The sequence below is a fragment of the Thalassospira sp. UBA848 genome, from assembly GCF_002295455.1.
Lineage (GTDB): Bacteria > Pseudomonadota > Alphaproteobacteria > Rhodospirillales > Thalassospiraceae > Thalassospira.
Genome location: NZ_DBGS01000032.1, coordinates 70,543 through 89,013 on the forward strand (window position 1 = coordinate 70,543; position 18,471 = coordinate 89,013).

An 18,471-nucleotide genomic window follows, 5' to 3' on the forward strand; every position below is an offset into this window, starting at 1 on the left:
ACTCCCTACATGGGAATTGTTTTTACCGTAACTGCGGCGGACATCCACCCCAGAATTAATTTATACCGTAGTATAAATTAGATTTCTACGAATCATCAATAGTAAATGACTCGTTCCGGCGTGATTAATGCGCTTTTTCTCATGTTTTCCCGCGTGTTGGAAGGGAAAAGCCCAGCCTGTCAGAATCTGTCAGGTTGTATAGAGCAGCCCGATATGACCTATACGTTCTTTAGGCGATCACTGTTCGCGGAATGCGCGATCAAAGCTGGTAGTGATCGGTGAAAACAGGTACGCCAGAATCGTTCTGGCCCCGGTTACGATTTCCAGCTGCGCGGGCATACCGGGCGAGAGAATCATGCCTTCGTGCTCTGCCAGACTTTCCGCATCAATCTCAACCATGGCCTGGAAATATGATCGGCCTTCTGAGTCTGTCAGACGGTCAGGCGAAACGTCAGTAACCGTTCCCTTAACCGGTGCAAACCAACGCTGGCTGAACGAAGTCACGCGGATGTTAACTGGAAGCCCGGCCGAAACGACGTCGATGTCGTTTGGTGACACGCGGGCTTCGATCACAAGACGATCATCGGCCGGCACGATTTCAAGCACCTGTGCACCGGGCGGAATGACACCACCGACCGTGGTAAATTGCATATTGGTCACCGTACCATTGCGCGGTGCCTTGATGTCGGATCGCACCAGAATATCCTCAGCCGAACGCAGGCGTTCATTCAGATCGGAAATCTCGCTTTGGACATCCCGCAGTTCAGTGTTGATCGACTGCAAATGATCACGCATCAACTGGGACTGGCTGGCCTTGACCTGCTGGATCTGTTGTTCGATCCGCGCAATATCAGCAGAAAACCGCCCGATATTGCCAAGGGTTTCGACCAAACGGCTTTCAAGCTGCAGCAACCGGGTGCGCCTGGCATAGCCGAGCTCCACCATCGGCTTGACCATGGCAAGCTCTTCCTTGACGATCCCGACCTGCTGTTCGGCGGCGATCTTTTGTTCGCGCGTTCCGACAATCTCGCGGCGCAATTCCTTGATGCGCTCGTCATACAGCTCAAGCTCACCCTGAAATGCGTTCCGGCGGCTTTCAAACAAGGTCCGCTGCGCATCGGTGATCGAGAAATAGCGCGGATCTTCAAGCGGCGGCGGGAAGGTTAGATAATCTTCCTGCGCGCGTTCAGCAACCAGGCGCGTCTGGGTCGCCAGCGCATTGAGATAGCGGTTGTTGAGCAGATCATAGCTGGCGCGCGACCGGGTATCATCAAGGCGTACCAGAACCTCACCGGCCTTAACCCGTGTGCCGTTGCGCACCAGAATTTCACGAATGATACCGCCTTCGAGGTGCTGAACACTTTGGCGTCCGGAAAATGGCGCGACAACCCCACTGGCCGTTGCGGCCGAATTAACCTCGGCGGTTCCTGCCCATAGCAAGACCGAACCAAATCCCAGAAAAAGGATTAAAAAGCCGATCCGCACCAACGGTTTGACATCGGTGCTAAGCTCGCGCGCGTTTGGAAGTTGCACACCACCAGACATCAGGCACCACCTTGTCGGCGCTCGGCCGATCCTTCAACCACACGCAATTGCGGGCGTCCACGACGGGCCGTTTGCGCGTGGGCCGGTTCACGTTCTGCCGGACGTTCGGTTGCTTCAGATGGCCTACGGCGCGGCGCACGCGCGGCCGCAGCACGTTCGGCATCCTCACGCACCTTGCGCATGCGCATCGCGGCTTCCTCGCGGGCCTTGGCAATTGCTTCGGCCTCGCTCATTTTGCGTTGTGCTGCGGGTTTGCGGGCGGGTTGCGCGCTGCGTTCAGGCTGTGCTTTTGGCTTTGTTGCCGGGCGTTTGGATGCAAGATCCGCAGCACTTGCCGGACGCGCTTCACGTGACGGCCGTGCTGCTGGATCCTTGCGCGCAGAACCCTTGGTCGCATCCGCCTTTTTGCTGACCGGGCGCATGGTCATCATCGTGCCTCCCGGGGTCGGTTGCGGCTTCAGTTCTGCTTTTGCAATCCCGGCTGCCTGCTTGGCGGCCTGGGCCCGACCCGAACCGGTTTCGCCAGTCGACCCGAAATCGGCAATCTCGGGCAGCTCTTCAATTTCTGGCTCAGGCGAAGTATCCGCCTCTGGCGCGCTCATGGCCGTGGCCGGATGACTGTTTGGTGCGCTGTTTTTTTCAACGATCGGACGCGGCGCATCGGGATTGGGAACCTCGATCCGTTTGGGCGTGATGCGCATTTGGCCATCAGATGGCGGGCCATCCGGTGCGGCCTCGGTCGAACGCGCCGCCGGTGGCAAACCACGGGCGATTTCGTCATTCTCGGGTGCGGGTCTTGTCACCTCCGGTTTACTGCCGCCCTTGACCGGAACCACCTGAATCTGTCCATCGGCAAGGGCAAGGATGGCATCTGCGCGTGCAAGAATGCCGCGCTCGTGACTGACGATGAAGGTCGTGATGCCATTGCGCCGCAGCACTTCGATCAATTCGCTGATATGGGCAACACCGCTGTCATCAAGGGCAGTTGTCGGTTCATCAAGCAGCAACAAGCGCGGGCGCGAAAACAGCGCGGCCGCCAAGGCAATCAATTGGCGCTGCCCACCCGACAAATTGCGCCCACCACGATCTACCCGCGTGTCATAACCATCTGGCAGATCAAGGATGAACTGATGTGCACCAGCCAGTTCAGCGGCCTGAATGATGTCGCGCATTTCCGCATTGCCAAGACGTGCAATATTTTCGGCAATCGTGCCCGGGAACAGGAAGGGGTTTTGCGCCAGATACCCGATCTGCGCCCCCATTTCGGCACGATCCACCCGTGACGCTTCGACATCATCAAGTTTCACCGACCCGGAACCGGGCAACCAGATGCCCATGATCAGCTTCAAAAGGGCGGTCTTGCCGACCCCGTTAAACCCGGCAATTGCAATAATCTGCCCCGGCCCGGCCTTAAACGAAAAACCCTTGAAAAGAACGTTGCGGCTGTTGGGCGGCGCAAAGACAAGCCGGTCGACACTGACCGCCATGCCACGACCGCGCGGCATGGGTGCCGGGACCGTCTGGCGTTTTTCAAGCAGGATCTTATTAAGGCGCTCAAACGAACTGCGCGCAGCGTTCCAGCTGCGCCATGCAGTCACCGCACCGTCAAACGGGGCAAGTCCGCGCATGCCAAGGATCATGGATGCCACCATGATACCGATCGTGATGCTTTCGGACAGAACCAGATAGGCCCCGACACCGATAAAGCAGACCTGCATGGCAAGCCGGACAAAATGCGATAACGTGGTCGATGTCCCAACGCGACGGCTGGCCTGTCCTTCCCAATAAAGCGAATCCGACTGATCCGCCTGCCAGCGTTGGCGGGCAGACTGGGTCATGCCCATGGCTTCCATCGCCTCGGCATTGCGGACATAGGTTTCTTCCTGCGCAATGCCGCGGTTCTGGCTTTCTTCGGATCGGTCGACAGAGATTTTCGCGGCTGCCTCGTTGGCAATCGCAATGACGATCAAAAGCAACGCCCCGCCGCATGCCACCATGCCAAGACGGGTATCGAAAATGAACACAACCCCGATATAGACCGGGGCCCACATGAAATCGATCAGGGCAAACGGACCACTGCCCGTCAGAAAACCGCGCAAGCCATACAAATCGCGCAAAGGTCGCTGGCGCATCTGACTGCCGCGTGCGGATTGCTGGACGACATGGGCAAACAGCTCCCCACCCAGTCGCAGATCAAGCGCGGTCCCAACCCGGATCAAAACCCGTGAGCGGAGTTGCTCCATCGATGCAATGAAGACCAGAACAAGACCGATACCAAGCGTGAGAAGGGCGAGCGTATCCACCGACCGGCTGGAAAGAACACGGTCAAATACCTGCATGGAATAGATCGGGATCACCATGTTAAGCAGGTTGATCACCATCGAGAATCCGCCGACAAGCGCAATCGACCGCCAGAACAACCGTTCCAGCGGGGTACGATCCCCCTCGCGTCCCGCATCCGTCTTGCGGGTTGGCCGGATTCTATCCAACAGGCCCATTCTTTCCTTCCGCTACAACTGCCCGAAAAATCGGGCAGAACCCTTATATTTGGTGCCGTTGACCAATTGCCAATCACGCATGACAAACCACCCGCGCAACGAAGCTACAACGGGCAACCTAGCCAATGGCATACTCCCACTATTCTAGTCGAATATATAAGGATGTGTTAAGATTTCGCCGCAAAACCCTTTATTTCATTGCCTTACCGCGCAATCGGATCACGTAATTCTGTCATAAATCAGGCCCAGAACCTGGCCCAAAACTGGGCATAGAATCCTGACCGCTTCCTGTCCGATGTAATCTGTTCTGAATCAATGTCGTTAACAGGTTGTTTGATATAGACTTTTCAGATCGCAACGAAGGTTGCGTTTGCGAATGTCTGTTCATCATCCCTATCTTTGAACAAGACGCACACACCAAACCCCGACAGGCAAACACTTTATGGCTGAAAACACCCCGCAGATTCCGGGCTTCATTCAACGATTTCTCGCCATTCAACCGGGCGGAGCTTCGCATGCGGGGGGCCTGATGGCCTGCATGATCGGCGTGCTTGCCGCCTGCGCATGGATGCTGGGCGGGGTATCAATGATGATTTCCGCTGGCATTGCGGTTGCCCTGATGCTGGCACTTTCGCCGATGATCTCGCCAGAGGTGCTGATGAAAATGCTGCGCGCCAGTCCGCTTTCCGGTGAAGACTATCACGCGATCCATGAAATGAGCCGCCTGCTTTCCGAACGCGCAGAACTTGGCCACAAACCAAAACTGTTCCTGTTGCCGGGCAAGGGGGTGAATGCCATCACGACCGGCACCAATGACAACACCACCATCGCCATTTCAAGCGATGCGGTTCATGGCCTGTCGCCACGTCAAATGCGCGCCATTCTTGCCCACGAAGTCGCCCATGCCTGGCATGGCGATACCCGTATCTTGCTGATTACCGATGTGCTGTATCGCGCAACATGGACGATTGCGCTGTTTGGTTTGGCGATCTTTATCTTTGGTGATTTCAATCCACCCGCCTGGATGATTGTCCTGTTTGGTGCGGTGCCGACCATCAGCTTCCTGTTTCAGCGTGCTGTCATCCGCGACCGCGAATTCGCCGCCGATCACGGAGCAAGTGATTTGCTCAATGGCCCGGAAGACATGATTGATGCGCTTTTGCATATTGATCAGATCAATCGCAAACGTCTGGGTCTTGTGCCCTACCGCAGCACCCAGCCGCCAAGCTTGCTTGATACTCATCCATCGGTTGGGGCGCGGATCAAGGCCCTCCGCGCCCTCAAACCCGGGACCTGGCAAAAATTCTTTGAAAACCGGCGGATGCCGCCGCAATAATCGACCATGGCAATACCGGATAATTCCGATAGTCCTGAACTTGGAAAGTGCGCGATTTGCGGACGTGTGATGGTCGCAGGTCCCAGTGTCGATCGCCATCACTGGCACCCGAAATCACAGGGCGGCACTGAAACCGAATGGCTCCATCGCGTTTGCCATCGCATGATCCACCGCCTGTTTGATGAAGCCACCCTTGCACGCGACTTTAACAGCCCAGACAAGCTGCTTGCCCATCCCGATATCATCAAGTTCGTGAAATGGGTGCGCAAGAAACCGGTTGATTATGTCGACTGGCCGGAAAGTGCCGGGCGTTACGGGCGCAATCGTGGCAGGCGCCGATAAGGGCAGCCTTGCCCAAAACGGCAAAAGAACTGCCCATTTAGCCATTTACCTGCCAAGATAGACGCAATATACGCATCCATCGCGCAGTCGCCGAAAGCAGGAAGAACCGATGCCAAGCTCAGGGTCCGGACCTATTAATTTGATTTGAATGGCAGAGCTTATATTTGTGAAATCCAAGGAAAATCCCGCCGAGCAGGTCGGCATCCCGCGCAAGGGGTTTGACACGGGAGTTCGCAAATATAAACTCTGTCCTTAGGATCGCGCAGCTTTGCACGGTCTACTTTGTCGCAAAACCTTGAAAGATAAATATCTTCCGGCGGTTTCGCTCCGCGTATCCGCACAAAGCTGCGCGACCATTCAAACCAAATTAATAGGTCCGGACCCTAAATATGCTCAATGATCTGATCCCGGTCTTTGTCACGTTGTTTGTGATCATCGACCCGTTGGGTCTGGTGCCGGTCTTCATCGTCCTGACCCAAGGCACCAGTGCTGCGCACCGCCGGCGCATGGCGATCCGTGCGTGCTTGACCAGCTTCTTCATTCTTGCGGCCTTTGCCCTGATCGGCGAAGGATTGCTTGGTGTGTTTGGCATTCACATGCCCGCCTTCCGCATTGCCGGGGGCACGTTGCTGTTTTTGATCGCGCTTGAAATGCTGTTTGAAAAGCGCAGCCAGAAACGCAATGAGCGCGCTGAACAGGTCCATCAGGAACTCGAAGAAGACCACGAGACAGAAAAGCCAAAGCCAAAGACAAAAACCAAAGCCAGCGCGGCCACCTCAAACGGTGATGTCACGATCCCCGATGACGAGGCCGATGATATCTCCATCTTCCCGATGTCGATCCCGTTCCTGTCAGGCCCCGGTGCGATTGCGTCCGTGATGCTCCTGATGGGCAAGTTCGAAGACAACATCGCCATGCAGGCCAGCGTCATCGGCGTTGTCGCCGTCGTGATGGTGATCGCCTTTGTCTTCTTCCTGCTGGCAAACGTTGTTGCCAAACGTCTCAGCCCGACGGTGGCCACCGTGGTATCACGCCTGCTCGGCATGATCCTGGCCGCCCTTGCGGTTCAGTTCATCATCGATGGCATAAAGCAGGCGTTTTTCTAGGGCCCCAGAAAAGAAGTCGGCCTTGCGCTGACAATCCTTACTGTGCCGCCCAGACATAACCTGCGTATAGCAGCAGCATGATGATGCCGGGTATCCGACCAATCTGCGGACGGCGAAGCATCAGCGTCAGGCCAATCGAAACCGCAATCATCACCGGCAGATCAAACATCAGGAACCGTTCCGCGACCGGAATCGGGGACACAACCGCCGTCAGGCCAAGAATCCCCAGGATGTTGAAAATGTTCGAACCAATAATATTGCCAATCGCGATTTCGGATTGCTTCTTCAATGCGGCGATCAGCGATGTCGCAAGTTCCGGCAAGGACGTACCAACCGCAACAATCGTAAGCCCGATAAAGGCTTCGGACACACCAAATGTGCGCGCGATTGTCACCGCCCCGTCCACGAGGTAATGGGCGCCAACCATCAGCATGGCCAGCCCCGCGACAACCCAGACGATTGACAGCCAGACATTTGAAACCGCTTCGGGCAGATCCGTCGATGACGCGGGTCCAGAACGCGACTGGCGATAGGCAAACACCAAATAACCAATCAATGCCGCAAACATAAACCCGCCGGCGACACGGCCAAGGTCACCAAGCGCAAAGAACGGCACCAGCACAACAGCAGCACCAAGCATCACAGCGGTATCGCGAACAAGCGTGCCGCCAGATACCGCAATGGGCCAAACCACCGCAGAGACACCAACAATCAGCAAGATGTTCGCAATATTGGACCCGATCACATTGCCAAGTGCGATATCAGGTACACCGCGCAAAGCAGCATCCAGTGACACAAGAAGCTCCGGCGTCGATGTCCCGAACCCAACCACCGTCAAACCAATCAGAAGCGATGACATGGAAAGCTTGCGGGCGATACCAACACTACCGCGCACCAGGGATTCACCCCCAAAGAAAAGCCCGGCCAGACCGCCGAGCAACATCAGATATTCCATAACCAACGCCCTTCCAGCTTACATTGCATCAAATCACGCTTTTGGATGCATGCTGCGTGAGTTGTACGACAATTGGGGACATTGCAAGCCCATCACGACGTACCCATTGAAAAAAGATTGGGTCATAAAATCTGATCCAAGCATCACGCCCTGTGTTATTGCTGCTCCGTCAAGGCCAACAGCTCGTCATGCAGGGCCTTGGGGATCGTCACGCCTTTTGTCTGACTGCGTTCGCGGGCTTCAAACCGGCGTTGCGATGGCAGGCGCGCGCCCTGTTTGACGATCTCTTCAAACAAGTCTTCGGCGTGATCAAGATGCTTTTGCGCATCAGCACCAAGGAATGTTTCCGGACAAAACGCGATGATGATTTCCCCATGATGCGGATTACCCGGCGCATCTTCGGATGCGGCATGGGTTTCATGCCCAAGCACATCACCGATCAACGGCCCCGCTATCAAACCGATCATGGTCGAAAGTGCTGATCCCTTGTGCCCGCCAAAGGTCAGCATCGCCCCTTCGAGCGCCTTGGTCGGATCGGAGGTGGGATCACCGTTTTCATCAATCGCCCAGCCTTCGGGAATCGGCTTGCCCGCGCGACGGTGCAATTCGATTTCGCCGCGCGCGATCATGCTGGTGGCAAAATCAAACGTGTAGGGCGTTTTGCCCGGACGCGGCCATGAAAAGGCAATCGGGTTGGTGCCCAGGAGCGGTTTGGTTCCGCCTGCTGGCGCGACAAAGGCATAGGTCGGTGTCATCGCCATCCCGACCAGACCGTGGGCAGAAATCTGCTCGACCTCTGGCCACAGGGCCGAAAAATGGAAGCAGTTATTGATCGCCAGAACCGAAATACCGCAATGGCGGGTTTTTTTGACAAACATCGGCAATGCTTTTTCAAAGGAAAGCAGCGAGCATCCCTTGTGCGCATTAACCCGCGTAATGGCTGGCGCCTGATCAATAATTTCTGGCATCGCATGGGTATCAAGCCCGCCATTCCGCGCGGTCTGCACACACCCCATCAGGCGGTAAAGCCCGTGCGAATGACATTCATCGATCTGGGCGGCCACGACACTGCGCATGATCGCGCCAGCATGCTCTTTGCCAAAGCCGTTATTTTCAAGCACAGCAAGGCTCAGTTTTTCGGCGTCTTTGATTGTCAGCGTGACGGTTTCTTGCATCGGTCGGACGTTCCTTCAAGGCAAACAGTTTTGTATTTTATTGACTGAAAGCTCTATCCGATCCTGCCCCACCTTGCAAAAACTCATACAAATAAGGAGGGCAGTTTGCCCTCCTTGATTTAAAGTCTGATGTTTTGGGAATTAACGATTAATCCCAACGCTTTGCGGCGCGCAGGATGGCCTCGGTTCCGATCTGGTAATGATCATAAAGCGCGATGCTGTCCCCGCACTGGCCAAAGGCGTTCACGCCAAGCGGCGCAACCGCGTGACCACGCACACCGCCAAGCCACGCAAGGGCGGCCGGATGACCATCAATTACCGTCACAAGGCGGGCATCATCGGCCAGAGGTTTAAGCAGGTTTTCAACATGGGCCATTTTGCCATCCGCCTTGCCTTCAAGGCGGGCACGTTCAAGATCCTGCCATTCGTTATACAGGCGGTCTGTCGATGTCACGGCAAGCAGGCCAAGCCCCGGATGATCTTCAGACAGCTTTTCCCATGCGGCAATTGCTTCGGGTGCCATGGCACCGCAATAGGCAATCGCCATCTTGCAATCCGCACCCGGCTTGCGCAGCCAGTAACCACCCGAAATAATTTCGGTCTTTTCAGAATCCGACAGGTCACGTTCCGGCTGTGACAGCGGTTTGGTTGACAAACGCAGGTAGATAGAGCCGCCTTCCCGATCCTGCATATGTTCGAACGACCAGCCCATGATCGCGGCCAGTTCGTCGCCAAAGCTTGGCTCAAAGCTGGTCAGGCCGGGTTGGCCCATGCCAATCATCGGCGTGCTGATCGACTGATGCGCCCCGCCTTCCGGTGCCAGCGTTATGCCGCTTGGTGTTGCCACGACCATAAAACGCGCATCCTGATAGCAGGCATAGTTCAGTGCGTCGAGACCACGGGCAATGAACGGATCATAAAGGGTGCCAATCGGGAACAGGCGCTCCCCAAACAGACTGTGCGACAGGCCGAGTGCAGCCAGGTTCAGGAACAGGTTGTTTTCGGCAATGCCAAGCTCAACATGCTGGCCGCTCGGCGATCTGATCCATTTCTGGGCCGAGGGGACCTTGCGTTCCTTGAACTGATCGGCCAGTTCTTCGCGGCCAAACAGACCGCGCTGGTTCACAAACCCGCCAAGGTTGGTCGACACCGTCACATCGGGGGACGTGGTAACGATCCGGTCCGACAGGTCGCTTTCCTTCATTTTGGCCAGCTCGTTCAAAATCTTGCCAAAGACTTCCTGCGTGCTGGATGTTTCCGCACGTGCATAGGGCATTTCAGGGATGGTGATGTGTTTGGCCGACTTGTTGCGCGGGGCATCATCATTAAACGGTGCGCTGGCGATATAGTCGCGAAGCGCATCGGCACTGATATCAAGGCCAGCCGCGATATCCCATTCCTGCCCGTCGGCGACCTTGTTTTGCAGCTTGAAGGCATCCATTTGCGGCACATTCATCAGTCCCGCATGGTTGTCCTTGTGCCCCTGAAGCGGGGTACCATAGCCCTTGACAGTATAGGCAATAAACACGGTCGGCTTGTCATTGGGCACAGACTCAAAGGCGCTTAGAACTGCTTCCATGCAATGCCCGCCCAGATTGGTCATCAGGTCATGAAGCTGGTCATCGTCATACTCACCCAGCAAGCTTGCCAGCGCATTGTCGCCTTCCATGTCCGATGTTATCTGTTTGCGCCATGCTGCGCCGCCCTGGAAGGTCAGCGCCGAATAGATGTCGTTGGGCACATCATTCAGCCACTTCTTAAGCGATTTCCCGCCCGGCTTGGCAAAGGCGTCATGCAGCTTGCGGCCATATTTGATGGTAATCACGTTCCAGCCAACCGCGCGGAAGAACCGGCCAATCACGCGGAACAGATGCGCATCGATCATGCCATCAAGGCTTTGACGGTTATAGTCGATCACCCACCAGACATTGCGAATGTCATGCTTCCAGGTATCAAGCAGCGCCTCATAGATGTTGCCTTCGTCAAGTTCGGCATCGCCAACAAGGGCGACCATGCGGCCGGGCGTTTCATCCTTGGGCAGCATGTCCTTGTAGCGCAGGTAATCCTGCGTCAGGGCGGCAAAGTTCGTCACCGCGGCACCCAGGCCGACGGAGCCGGTCGAGAAATCAACCTGATCACCATCCTTGGTGCGCGACGGATAGGATTGCGCACCACCAAAGGACCGGAAGCTTTCAAGCTTTTCCCTAGTCTGGCGGCCAAACAGGTAATTGATCGCGTGAAATACCGGGCTTGCATGTGGCTTGACGGCAACCCGGTCCTGCGGGCGCAGAACATTGAAATAAAGGGCTGTCATCAGGGTCGTCATCGACGCACAGCTGGCCTGATGACCACCGACCTTGATGCCATCACGCTTGGGACGCAGATGGTTGGCATGATGGATCGTCCAGCTTGAAAGCCAGCGCACTTTCTTTTCAAGCAGACCAAGCATCTCAAGATCCTTGGCATTGATATCGGCCGTGCTGCTTGCTTCGATGATTTCACCGATTTCCGGTGCGGTTTCTTGTGCTGACATTTCCTGATGGCCTTTTGTGTTATCCGTTATGACGGTTGTTTTAATTGGTTTGGTTCGCCGCAGCGGGTCGACAAACCGGTATTGTGATGCCGATTTTTAAGCGCGCGATGGGGAAATCAAGATAGCTGCGCTGCAATTCACACAAGATTCGGCAATTTTGCCGAATTGTTGGAATCTGCTACGACGATTCTGCAAAGATCCTCGAATTTCCCTTCGGCTGAAAAGTCCGATAAATTGCCCGACCTGTGATGTTTTCGCGCGATTCGATCCAACCGAAGCATTATGCAAGATGACGGTATTTCCACCGCTGACACGATGCGCTAAAGTAATTGCGTCGCAATAAACCATACCAATATATAGTACGCCCCACCCAAAAGTTGGGCTCTCGCAACAGCGAACACGCGAAACTCCCATTTTCCACCCCGCTTTCTCTAACGGACGTTGTTTGGTTTTGATCACAAGCAGGAATACAGCGATGGCAAATGCAAGAATGCTTGTTGTCTTTGTCATCTCAGTCCTGTTTGGCGCCATAGGCACCCATGCCCAATCAGTCCCGAACGTTTCGCCTGCCAACAGTCGATCCCAAACAGATCAAATCAAAACATCTGCGCTGCCTGACATCCGCGTTCCGATGGATACGTCGTCCAAATTCTGCAAAGGCCGCGTAAGCTGGGAAGATTATTCGGAATACCATATGGATCTTTTGCGCCTTGCTGTCCGCCTGAGCAACGCGAACACCAAGATCACACCGGTCTGCATGGATTACCCGACCGAAGCGCGACGGATTTCGATGCTGCAGACTGGCGATCAGATCAACACGGTCTTCTTTGGTGCCAATAACGAACGAGAAGAGAAGCTTCTGGCTGCCTATGTCCCGATCTATCTTGGCACAACCGGTTTGCGACTTTTCATGCTTCGCGCCCAGTCAATTGACGCGCTTGATAGCGTCAGAACGCTTGACCACCTCCGTACGTTTTCGATGGGTCAGGGCCTGGGATGGCCCGACAGCGAAATCCTGATAAACAATGGCTTCAATATAATCCTTGGCCGCTACAAGACACTTCATCGCATGCTGTCGGCTGAACGCTTTGATCTTTACCCGCGGGCCTATTGGCAAATCGCCGGGGAATGGAGCTGGATGCATGAGCAGGCACCGGGGATCGTTATTCACCCCGGTATCGCTCTTTATTACCCGCTACCAATCTATTTTTTCATAAGCCCGAACTATCCCGAGTTACACGAAGCCATAGAGACCGGCCTGAAACGGGCCCATTCAAACGGCATGATGCTTGATCTGATCCATTCTCATTTTCAGACCGCACCATCCTTTAACCAGATTTCCTTGTCCGATCTGCACGTCCTGCGAATTCCAAACAGTCAACTGTCTGCAAGATCGCACGAAGCATTGCGCACTTACGGCCTTCTGGATTAGCAGCCCTTCGCCTTACTCCGCTGCAATCGCCATCTGATCGCCATCTAGTGCGTTGGACAGATCAGCCAGAATATCATCGATGCTTTCAAGCCCGGCCGACAGGCGAATCAGCCCGTCGGTGATCTGATATTCGGCACGTTCTTCAGCGGTATAGGTTGAATGAGTCATGGATGCCGGGTGCTGGATCAGGGTTTCGGCATCGCCAAGGCTGACTGCGCGCGTAATCATATTTAGCCCGTTCATCAGTTTACGGCCTTCCTCAATCCCGCCCTTAAGCTCGAACGCGATCATGCCACCAAACCGGTCCATCTGTTTTTTGGCCAGTTTGTGATGCGGGTCGCTTTCAAGTCCCGGGTAAAAGACCTTCTCGACCTTCGGGTGTTTGGCCAGGAAATCGGCGATCTTTTCGGCATTGTCGCAATGGCGTTCCATACGAAGCTCAAGCGTTTTAAGGCCACGCATCACAAGGTTGGCATCCTGCGCGGAAAGCACTGCACCGGTCATGTCCTTAAGCCCCACCAAGCGCACCTGCGTCATGTCCTCAAGCGTTCCGATCACTGCACCGGCCATCAGATCACCATGGCCACCCAGATATTTGGTCGCAGAATGAACAACGATGTCGGCACCGAGTTCAATCGGACGCTGCAGATACGGCGTGCAATAGGTATTATCGACAACGACCTTGGCACCATGCTTGTGCGCGATGTCCGAAACCGCTTCGATATCGACCAGACGCATGTTCGGGTTGGCCGGGGTTTCGAAATAGACAATCTTGGTCTTGTCCGAAATCGCCTTTTCCAGTTCTGCCGGATCGGTCAGATCGACATGGGTATGCTTGATGCCAAATTTTTCCAGACCGTGGCGGAAGTAGGCAAATGTGCAGCCATACAGCGTACGATCGACAATGATCTCGTCGCCCGGCGCAATAAAGGTCCAGAAGACAGATGTAATCGCACCCATGCCCGATGCGGTCGCAACCGCGGCTTCACCGCCTTCAAGAACAGCCAAGCGCTTTTCGAGAAGATCCAGCGTCGGGTTGGCAATACGGGAATAGATAAAGCCCTGCTCGTCGCCGGCAAAGAACCGCCCGCCCTGCTCGGCCGTTTCGAACGCAAAGGTCGAAGACATGTAAACCGGCTGGTTCAGCGCACCATTGTGGCTTTGCGGATCGTAACCGTGGTGGATCGCACGGGTGGCAAAGCCGGTTTTGGCACTGTTATGTTTGTCATTGGCAGACATCGGAAGGCTCCTTGAAATGCGTTTATTCTGCCCTCCACAGCGCAAGCACCGTGCCAGATTTGAAAATCCCCTGTTTTCAAGGGCTTGGCAGAATTGCCCCACTCAGAGGTGTAAATAATATTTTACACACTCGCAGAAAGCAGTTCCGGGAACCGCAAAGACACTGGATTCCTGAAGCTTGGGGATGTACAATTTTCCTTACAGTGTAAATTTATCGGTACAGATATGCGGTTTGAAATTCGTGGTGAAAACAGGCTTGGCATTACGCGCGACGTGATCAATGTCCTGACAGATCAAGGGCTCGACATCCGTGCGTTTGAAGTCACCACCCATCACATCTATGCCGATATCCCCGCCGTTCGCCCGGAACGGTTTCCTGCATTGGCAAAGGCGCTCAAACAAATTCCCGGCATCTTTGACATCACCGAGATTGACCGACTGCCAACCGAACGCCGCCGCGCGCAATTACATGCAACGCTTGCTGCGCTCGGCGACCCGGTTATTGCAGTTGATGCCAGTGGCCTGATCGCGCAGGCCAACCCGGCCGCACAGGCGATTTCCGCAACCCCTGAAATTCCCCTGCGTGATCAGGGTATATCCAGCATTTTGAATGAACCATCCATTGAAGATTTACGCCAAGGCGGGTTCCACCTGCCAGAGCGCGAGGTTGCCTTGGGCGGGCAAACCTATCTTTTGCAGGTCGAACCGATTGGCCATGTGGATGACGGATCCGATAGTGCCGATGATGCCCCATGGGGTGGCGTGATGGTCTTTCACCGCCCGGCGCGACTGGGGCGCGTGATCACAGCCCTTCAGGATCGCAGCCATACCGGCTTTGACGACATTATCGGCACCAGCCGCGCCATGCTGCGCGTCAAGTCACAGGCAGAGCGACTGGCAGCCATTGATGCGCCGCTCCTGATCCTTGGCGAGACCGGAACCGGCAAGGAGCTGTTTGCACGCGCCTGCCACCGTGCCAGTACGCGGGCTGATCAGCCATTTCTGGCCCTTAATTGCGCGGCCCTGCCCGAAGGCCTGGCCGAAAGCGAATTGTTTGGTTATGCCGCAGGGGCCTTTACCAGCGCCCGGCGAGGCGGCAAGCCGGGGCTTTTGGAGCTTGCTGATGGTGGCACCCTGTTTTTGGATGAAATCGGCGAACTGACACCCTATCTGCAGGCGAAGCTTTTGCGCGTGCTTCAGGATGGCAGTTTCCGACGTGTCGGCGGCACTGATGAAATCACGGTTGATGTCCGCATCATCAGTGCGACCAACCGCGACCTCGAAGCCATGTCCCATGACGGCACATTTCGCGAGGATCTTTATTTCCGCCTTAACGTTCTTGGCATCACCCTGCCCCCCTTGCGCGACCGGATCGAAGACATTGCCGATCTGGCGGCCTTTTTCATCGACCGCACCGCCCAACAGACGGAACGCAGCACACCACGTCTGGCCCGTGATGGCCTTGATTGGCTTTGCGCCCATGACTGGCCGGGCAATGTGCGCGAACTTGAAAACACCCTGTTTCGCGCCGTCGCCCTTCTGGATGGCAAGACCCTTGGGGCGCGCGATCTTGCCGATGCTGCCAGCGGCACGGCAAGCGTGGCCGCCCCTCAGCCACACAACGCAGCCGAAACGGCGCAAGACACGGCCACACCCCCAACGCAGCAAACAGACCTGATCGCCACCGCCCTTGCACAAAGCGATTTCAACAGCGGCATGGATTTGCTCGAACGTGAAATGCTGGCGCGCCTGTATCCGGACTACCCAAGCTCGCGCAAACTGGCTGATCGGCTTGGCGTTTCGCACACCTCTATCGCCAACAAGCTGCGCAAATACGGGATTGGCACCTAAAAAGCCATCCACCCGACAACAGCATTTCTTGCCACTTACATTGCACTGCGGCATGATCTTCCTAAATCAAAGGGCAGAAAGCCCATTTCACAGGGAGAAGACAGAATGCTGACAGGTAAACGCGCACTCGTAACCGGCTCCACCAGCGGGATCGGCCTTGCCATGGCCAAGGCGCTTGCGGGCGCCGGTGCGGATGTGATGCTCAATGGCTTTGGCGACGCTGATGAAATCGAGGCAACCCGCAAAAGCCTTGAAACCGAGTATGGCGTTACAGCGCACTATAACGGGGCCGACCTGTCCAAACCCGATGAAATCGAAACAATGATGAAGGACGCCGAGGCCAAATTTGGCGGCGTCGACATCCTGATCAACAATGCCGGCATCCAATACACCGCCAATGTCGAAGATTTCCCGCCCGAAAAGTGGGATGCGGTGATTGCGATCAACCTGTCATCTGTCTTCCACACCACGCGCCTTGCCGTGCCTTATATGCGCAAACAAAACTGGGGCCGCATCATCAACACGGCCTCCGCCCACGGTCTTGTCGCATCCGTCCAGAAGGCAGCCTATGTCGCCGCCAAGCACGGCGTGATCGGATTGACCAAGGTCACAGCCCTTGAAACCGCCGAAACCGGCATCACAGCCAATGCCATCTGCCCGGGCTGGGTGCGCACCGAACTGGTCGAACGCCAGATCGAAGCGCGCGCGAAGGAAAACAATATCTCAGTCGAAGAATCCGCAACCCGCCTTGTCTCGGACAAACACCCGTCCAAGCAGTTCGTCAGCCCCGAACAAATCGGCCAGACAGCACTTTATCTGTGCTCGGACGCGGCATCACAAATGACCGGCACGCATCTTTCGGTCGATGGCGGCTGGACAGCGCAGTAACGCACACACCCGAAAACATCAAAGCCCCGCAGGCAACATGCCGCGGGGCTTTTTTTTTTGCACAGATCGCTCCGCACCTAGCTCAGATCGCAATCACATCCGTTGCGCTTGGCATTGGCGATGCAGTCGGATTTGTTCGAATAACCTTGCGTCGAAGCCCCGACGATATTGCCATTGCTGGCCGTCCGCCGCCACCGCCAGCCATCCTTTGCTTCGTAAAGCTCCCACAGATCACCTTTCGACCCTGTACACTTTGACATCGCTCGCCTCCTTCAAACCGAAATTCATTGAGGGTTCGACGCTGGCGCAAGCCGGTTGTGACAAAAAATTAGGATGATTGCCCCAAATACCGTCCCAAATGCTCCACCAGCATCCGTATCTTCGGGCTCAGATGCTGGTTGGTCGGGTAGATTGCCCAAATGCCTTCATCGGATGGTTGGTATTTGGTCAGTACCGGCACAAGGTCGCCACTGGCAATCCAGGGATCGACGTAATAGTCGGGTAACTGCACGCAGCCGATGCCCTTGCGCGCGGCACCTAGAAGCACCTGACCGCTACTGGCATGAATGCAGGCATTCGCGACAAGCCCACACCTCTATCGCACTTAGCGGGAGCCTATTTCCACTATGCACAAATTTAGACGCATGGTAGGTACATACGAAATATGTTTCCTTGTTGTGTGACCTTAGAAGATGGTTGGAAAAGCGCAAATAAATTTGGGCAAACTTGTCCTCCGACTACTTCCTGGTCTGTACCTGCGAAGACAACTCCAATGGGCGCAATCCCATGCAATAAGTGACCAAACCTTCTTCCTGACGTTCGACTGCGACACCGGTCGCGATGCAAAAGCAGCTTTGAAAATTCAACATCGACTGCATCAGGCTGGGATGAGAGCTGGCTACGCAATACCGGGCGAGCTGTTGCGGGACCACTGGGATGACTATCAGAAACTCCTCACGATCGGCGGGTATCTGATAAATCACGGCTACCGCGAACACGCGGCAATCGATTCCGCCTCTGGACGACTTTACTCAACGTTCAGTTATCGAGATGTCGATGATGAAGTTTGGCAACAGGACATCATTGATGGCCACAATACCATCGCAGAACTCACTGGGAATGAACCAAGGATTTTTCGCACCCCTCACTTTGGAGAGTTCAACACACCGCGTCAGCTGAAAAAACTGTATCGCTTTCTCGCAAAGAATGGATACAGGCTATCGTCTTCAACGACACCGGTTTTTGGTTTTTTGAACGGCTCAGTTCAGACACAGCCAAATGGACTGATTGAATTCCCGTTAAGTGGTTCTTTGGTTAAACCCACACAGCTTGTTGATAGCTGGGGCTATATAGCCGCGCCCGATGCCTTGGGTCGCGGCGCACTGATTGCGGAACTAGAGCGTTACCTTACGCACTTTTCCTTAGGCGAAATACCGTTTACAAACATATACTTTGATCCTGCTGACATCGTAAATGACGAAGAAGTACTTGATTTGCTTGTTCGCTTTAAGCCTTACTGCCACCCGGGATACGATAAATATCTTGGTTCTGAGATGAGCAATTAAACAGAT

Annotated in this window: 14 protein-coding genes and 1 pseudogene; 7 read left to right on the plus strand and 8 right to left on the minus strand. The window is 55.2% G+C overall.

Going from position 1 to position 18,471, the window contains the following annotated elements; all coding sequences use genetic code 11:
• Nucleotides 1-237 precede the first annotated feature (237 nt).
• Both B2R48_RS03765 and B2R48_RS03770 read right to left on the minus strand, forming a co-directional pair.
• Nucleotides 238-1,545: an HlyD family type I secretion periplasmic adaptor subunit gene (locus tag B2R48_RS03765; RefSeq protein WP_296997965.1), complete on the minus strand. Its 1,308-nt coding sequence runs from the start codon at nucleotides 1,543-1,545 to the stop codon at nucleotides 238-240.
• Entirely contained in the window at nucleotides 1,545-4,043 is a 2,499-nt protein-coding gene (locus B2R48_RS03770; RefSeq protein WP_296997968.1) for a type I secretion system permease/ATPase, read from the minus strand. Before B2R48_RS03770 ends, B2R48_RS03765 begins: the two co-directional genes overlap by 1 nt.
• Nucleotides 4,044-4,485: 442 nt before the next feature.
• On the opposite strand from B2R48_RS03770, the gene B2R48_RS03775 reads away from it, so the two are divergent.
• The 3 genes from B2R48_RS03775 to B2R48_RS03785 all read left to right on the plus strand — a co-directional run bounded on the left by B2R48_RS03775 (nucleotide 4,486) and on the right by B2R48_RS03785 (nucleotide 6,827).
• Entirely contained in the window at nucleotides 4,486-5,379 is an 894-nt protein-coding gene (locus B2R48_RS03775; protein WP_062956761.1) for a M48 family metalloprotease, read from the plus strand.
• Nucleotides 5,380-5,385: 6 nt separating this feature from the next.
• Complete coding sequence (locus B2R48_RS03780; RefSeq protein WP_296997973.1) at nucleotides 5,386-5,721, plus strand: HNH endonuclease; 336 nt, start codon at nucleotides 5,386-5,388, stop codon at nucleotides 5,719-5,721.
• Between the two features lie 389 nt (nucleotides 5,722-6,110).
• The gene (locus tag B2R48_RS03785) at nucleotides 6,111-6,827 is read left to right on the plus strand and encodes a MarC family protein (protein WP_296997976.1); all 717 of its coding nucleotides are present in this window, start codon (nucleotides 6,111-6,113) and stop codon (nucleotides 6,825-6,827) included.
• A 37-nt stretch (nucleotides 6,828-6,864) separates the two neighbouring features.
• Here B2R48_RS03785 and B2R48_RS03790 read toward each other — a convergent pair whose 3' ends face one another.
• The 3 genes from B2R48_RS03790 to B2R48_RS03800 all read right to left on the minus strand — a co-directional run bounded on the left by B2R48_RS03790 (nucleotide 6,865) and on the right by B2R48_RS03800 (nucleotide 11,490).
• A complete protein-coding gene (locus B2R48_RS03790; RefSeq protein WP_296997979.1) occupies nucleotides 6,865-7,782 on the minus strand; it encodes a calcium/sodium antiporter in 918 nt (305 codons plus the stop codon).
• Between the two features lie 155 nt (nucleotides 7,783-7,937).
• Complete coding sequence (locus B2R48_RS03795; protein ID WP_296997982.1) at nucleotides 7,938-8,957, minus strand: Ldh family oxidoreductase; 1,020 nt, start codon at nucleotides 8,955-8,957, stop codon at nucleotides 7,938-7,940.
• A 148-nt stretch (nucleotides 8,958-9,105) separates the two neighbouring features.
• A complete protein-coding gene (locus B2R48_RS03800; protein WP_296997984.1) occupies nucleotides 9,106-11,490 on the minus strand; it encodes a transketolase in 2,385 nt (794 codons plus the stop codon).
• Nucleotides 11,491-11,965: 475 nt separating this feature from the next.
• On the opposite strand from B2R48_RS03800, the gene B2R48_RS03805 reads away from it, so the two are divergent.
• Complete coding sequence (locus B2R48_RS03805; protein ID WP_296997987.1) at nucleotides 11,966-12,922, plus strand: hypothetical protein; 957 nt, start codon at nucleotides 11,966-11,968, stop codon at nucleotides 12,920-12,922.
• 12 nt (nucleotides 12,923-12,934) lie between these two features.
• Here B2R48_RS03805 and B2R48_RS03810 read toward each other — a convergent pair whose 3' ends face one another.
• On the minus strand, nucleotides 12,935-14,161 hold the full coding sequence (locus B2R48_RS03810) for a methionine gamma-lyase (protein ID WP_197146110.1): 1,227 nt from the start codon (nucleotides 14,159-14,161) through the stop codon (nucleotides 12,935-12,937).
• 225 nt (nucleotides 14,162-14,386) lie between these two features.
• Here B2R48_RS03810 and B2R48_RS03815 point away from each other — a divergent pair, with 225 nt between their 5' ends.
• On the plus strand, nucleotides 14,387-16,012 hold the full coding sequence (locus B2R48_RS03815; protein ID WP_296997992.1) for a sigma 54-interacting transcriptional regulator: 1,626 nt from the start codon (nucleotides 14,387-14,389) through the stop codon (nucleotides 16,010-16,012).
• Between the two features lie 105 nt (nucleotides 16,013-16,117).
• Entirely contained in the window at nucleotides 16,118-16,900 is a 783-nt protein-coding gene (locus B2R48_RS03820; protein WP_296997995.1) for a 3-hydroxybutyrate dehydrogenase, read from the plus strand.
• A 77-nt stretch (nucleotides 16,901-16,977) separates the two neighbouring features.
• On the opposite strand, the gene B2R48_RS03825 is transcribed toward B2R48_RS03820, so the two are convergent.
• Together B2R48_RS03825 and B2R48_RS03830 are read right to left on the minus strand one after the other, a co-directional pair.
• Nucleotides 16,978-17,160, minus strand: coding sequence for a YegP family protein (locus B2R48_RS03825; protein ID WP_044829619.1), 183 nt, complete (start codon nucleotides 17,158-17,160; stop codon nucleotides 16,978-16,980).
• Nucleotides 17,161-17,228: 68 nt separating this feature from the next.
• Nucleotides 17,229-17,477 (minus strand): annotated as a pseudogene (locus tag B2R48_RS03830) (LysR substrate-binding domain-containing protein); the annotation flags it as partial.
• A 115-nt stretch (nucleotides 17,478-17,592) separates the two neighbouring features.
• Here B2R48_RS03830 and B2R48_RS03835 point away from each other — a divergent pair.
• Nucleotides 17,593-18,465, plus strand: coding sequence for a polysaccharide deacetylase family protein (locus B2R48_RS03835; RefSeq protein WP_296998000.1), 873 nt, complete (start codon nucleotides 17,593-17,595; stop codon nucleotides 18,463-18,465).
• Nucleotides 18,466-18,471: the final 6 nt, after the last annotated feature.

Coding starts and splice junctions, on each gene's coding strand:
- B2R48_RS03835 (WP_296998000.1), top strand. CDS start 17,593: ATGGTTGGAAAAGCGCAAATAAATTTGGGCAAACTTGTCCTCCGACTA.
- B2R48_RS03780 (WP_296997973.1), top strand. CDS start 5,386: ATGGCAATACCGGATAATTCCGATAGTCCTGAACTTGGAAAGTGCGCG.
- B2R48_RS03815 (WP_296997992.1), top strand. CDS start 14,387: ATGCGGTTTGAAATTCGTGGTGAAAACAGGCTTGGCATTACGCGCGAC.
- B2R48_RS03820 (WP_296997995.1), top strand. CDS start 16,118: ATGCTGACAGGTAAACGCGCACTCGTAACCGGCTCCACCAGCGGGATC.
- B2R48_RS03825 (WP_044829619.1), bottom strand. CDS start 17,160: ATGTCAAAGTGTACAGGGTCGAAAGGTGATCTGTGGGAGCTTTACGAA.
- B2R48_RS03790 (WP_296997979.1), bottom strand. CDS start 7,782: ATGGAATATCTGATGTTGCTCGGCGGTCTGGCCGGGCTTTTCTTTGGG.
- B2R48_RS03765 (WP_296997965.1), bottom strand. CDS start 1,545: ATGTCTGGTGGTGTGCAACTTCCAAACGCGCGCGAGCTTAGCACCGAT.
- B2R48_RS03770 (WP_296997968.1), bottom strand. CDS start 4,043: ATGGGCCTGTTGGATAGAATCCGGCCAACCCGCAAGACGGATGCGGGA.
- B2R48_RS03775 (WP_062956761.1), top strand. CDS start 4,486: ATGGCTGAAAACACCCCGCAGATTCCGGGCTTCATTCAACGATTTCTC.
- B2R48_RS03810 (WP_197146110.1), bottom strand. CDS start 14,161: ATGTCTGCCAATGACAAACATAACAGTGCCAAAACCGGCTTTGCCACC.
- B2R48_RS03795 (WP_296997982.1), bottom strand. CDS start 8,957: ATGCAAGAAACCGTCACGCTGACAATCAAAGACGCCGAAAAACTGAGC.
- B2R48_RS03805 (WP_296997987.1), top strand. CDS start 11,966: ATGGCAAATGCAAGAATGCTTGTTGTCTTTGTCATCTCAGTCCTGTTT.
- B2R48_RS03800 (WP_296997984.1), bottom strand. CDS start 11,490: ATGTCAGCACAAGAAACCGCACCGGAAATCGGTGAAATCATCGAAGCA.
- B2R48_RS03785 (WP_296997976.1), top strand. CDS start 6,111: ATGCTCAATGATCTGATCCCGGTCTTTGTCACGTTGTTTGTGATCATC.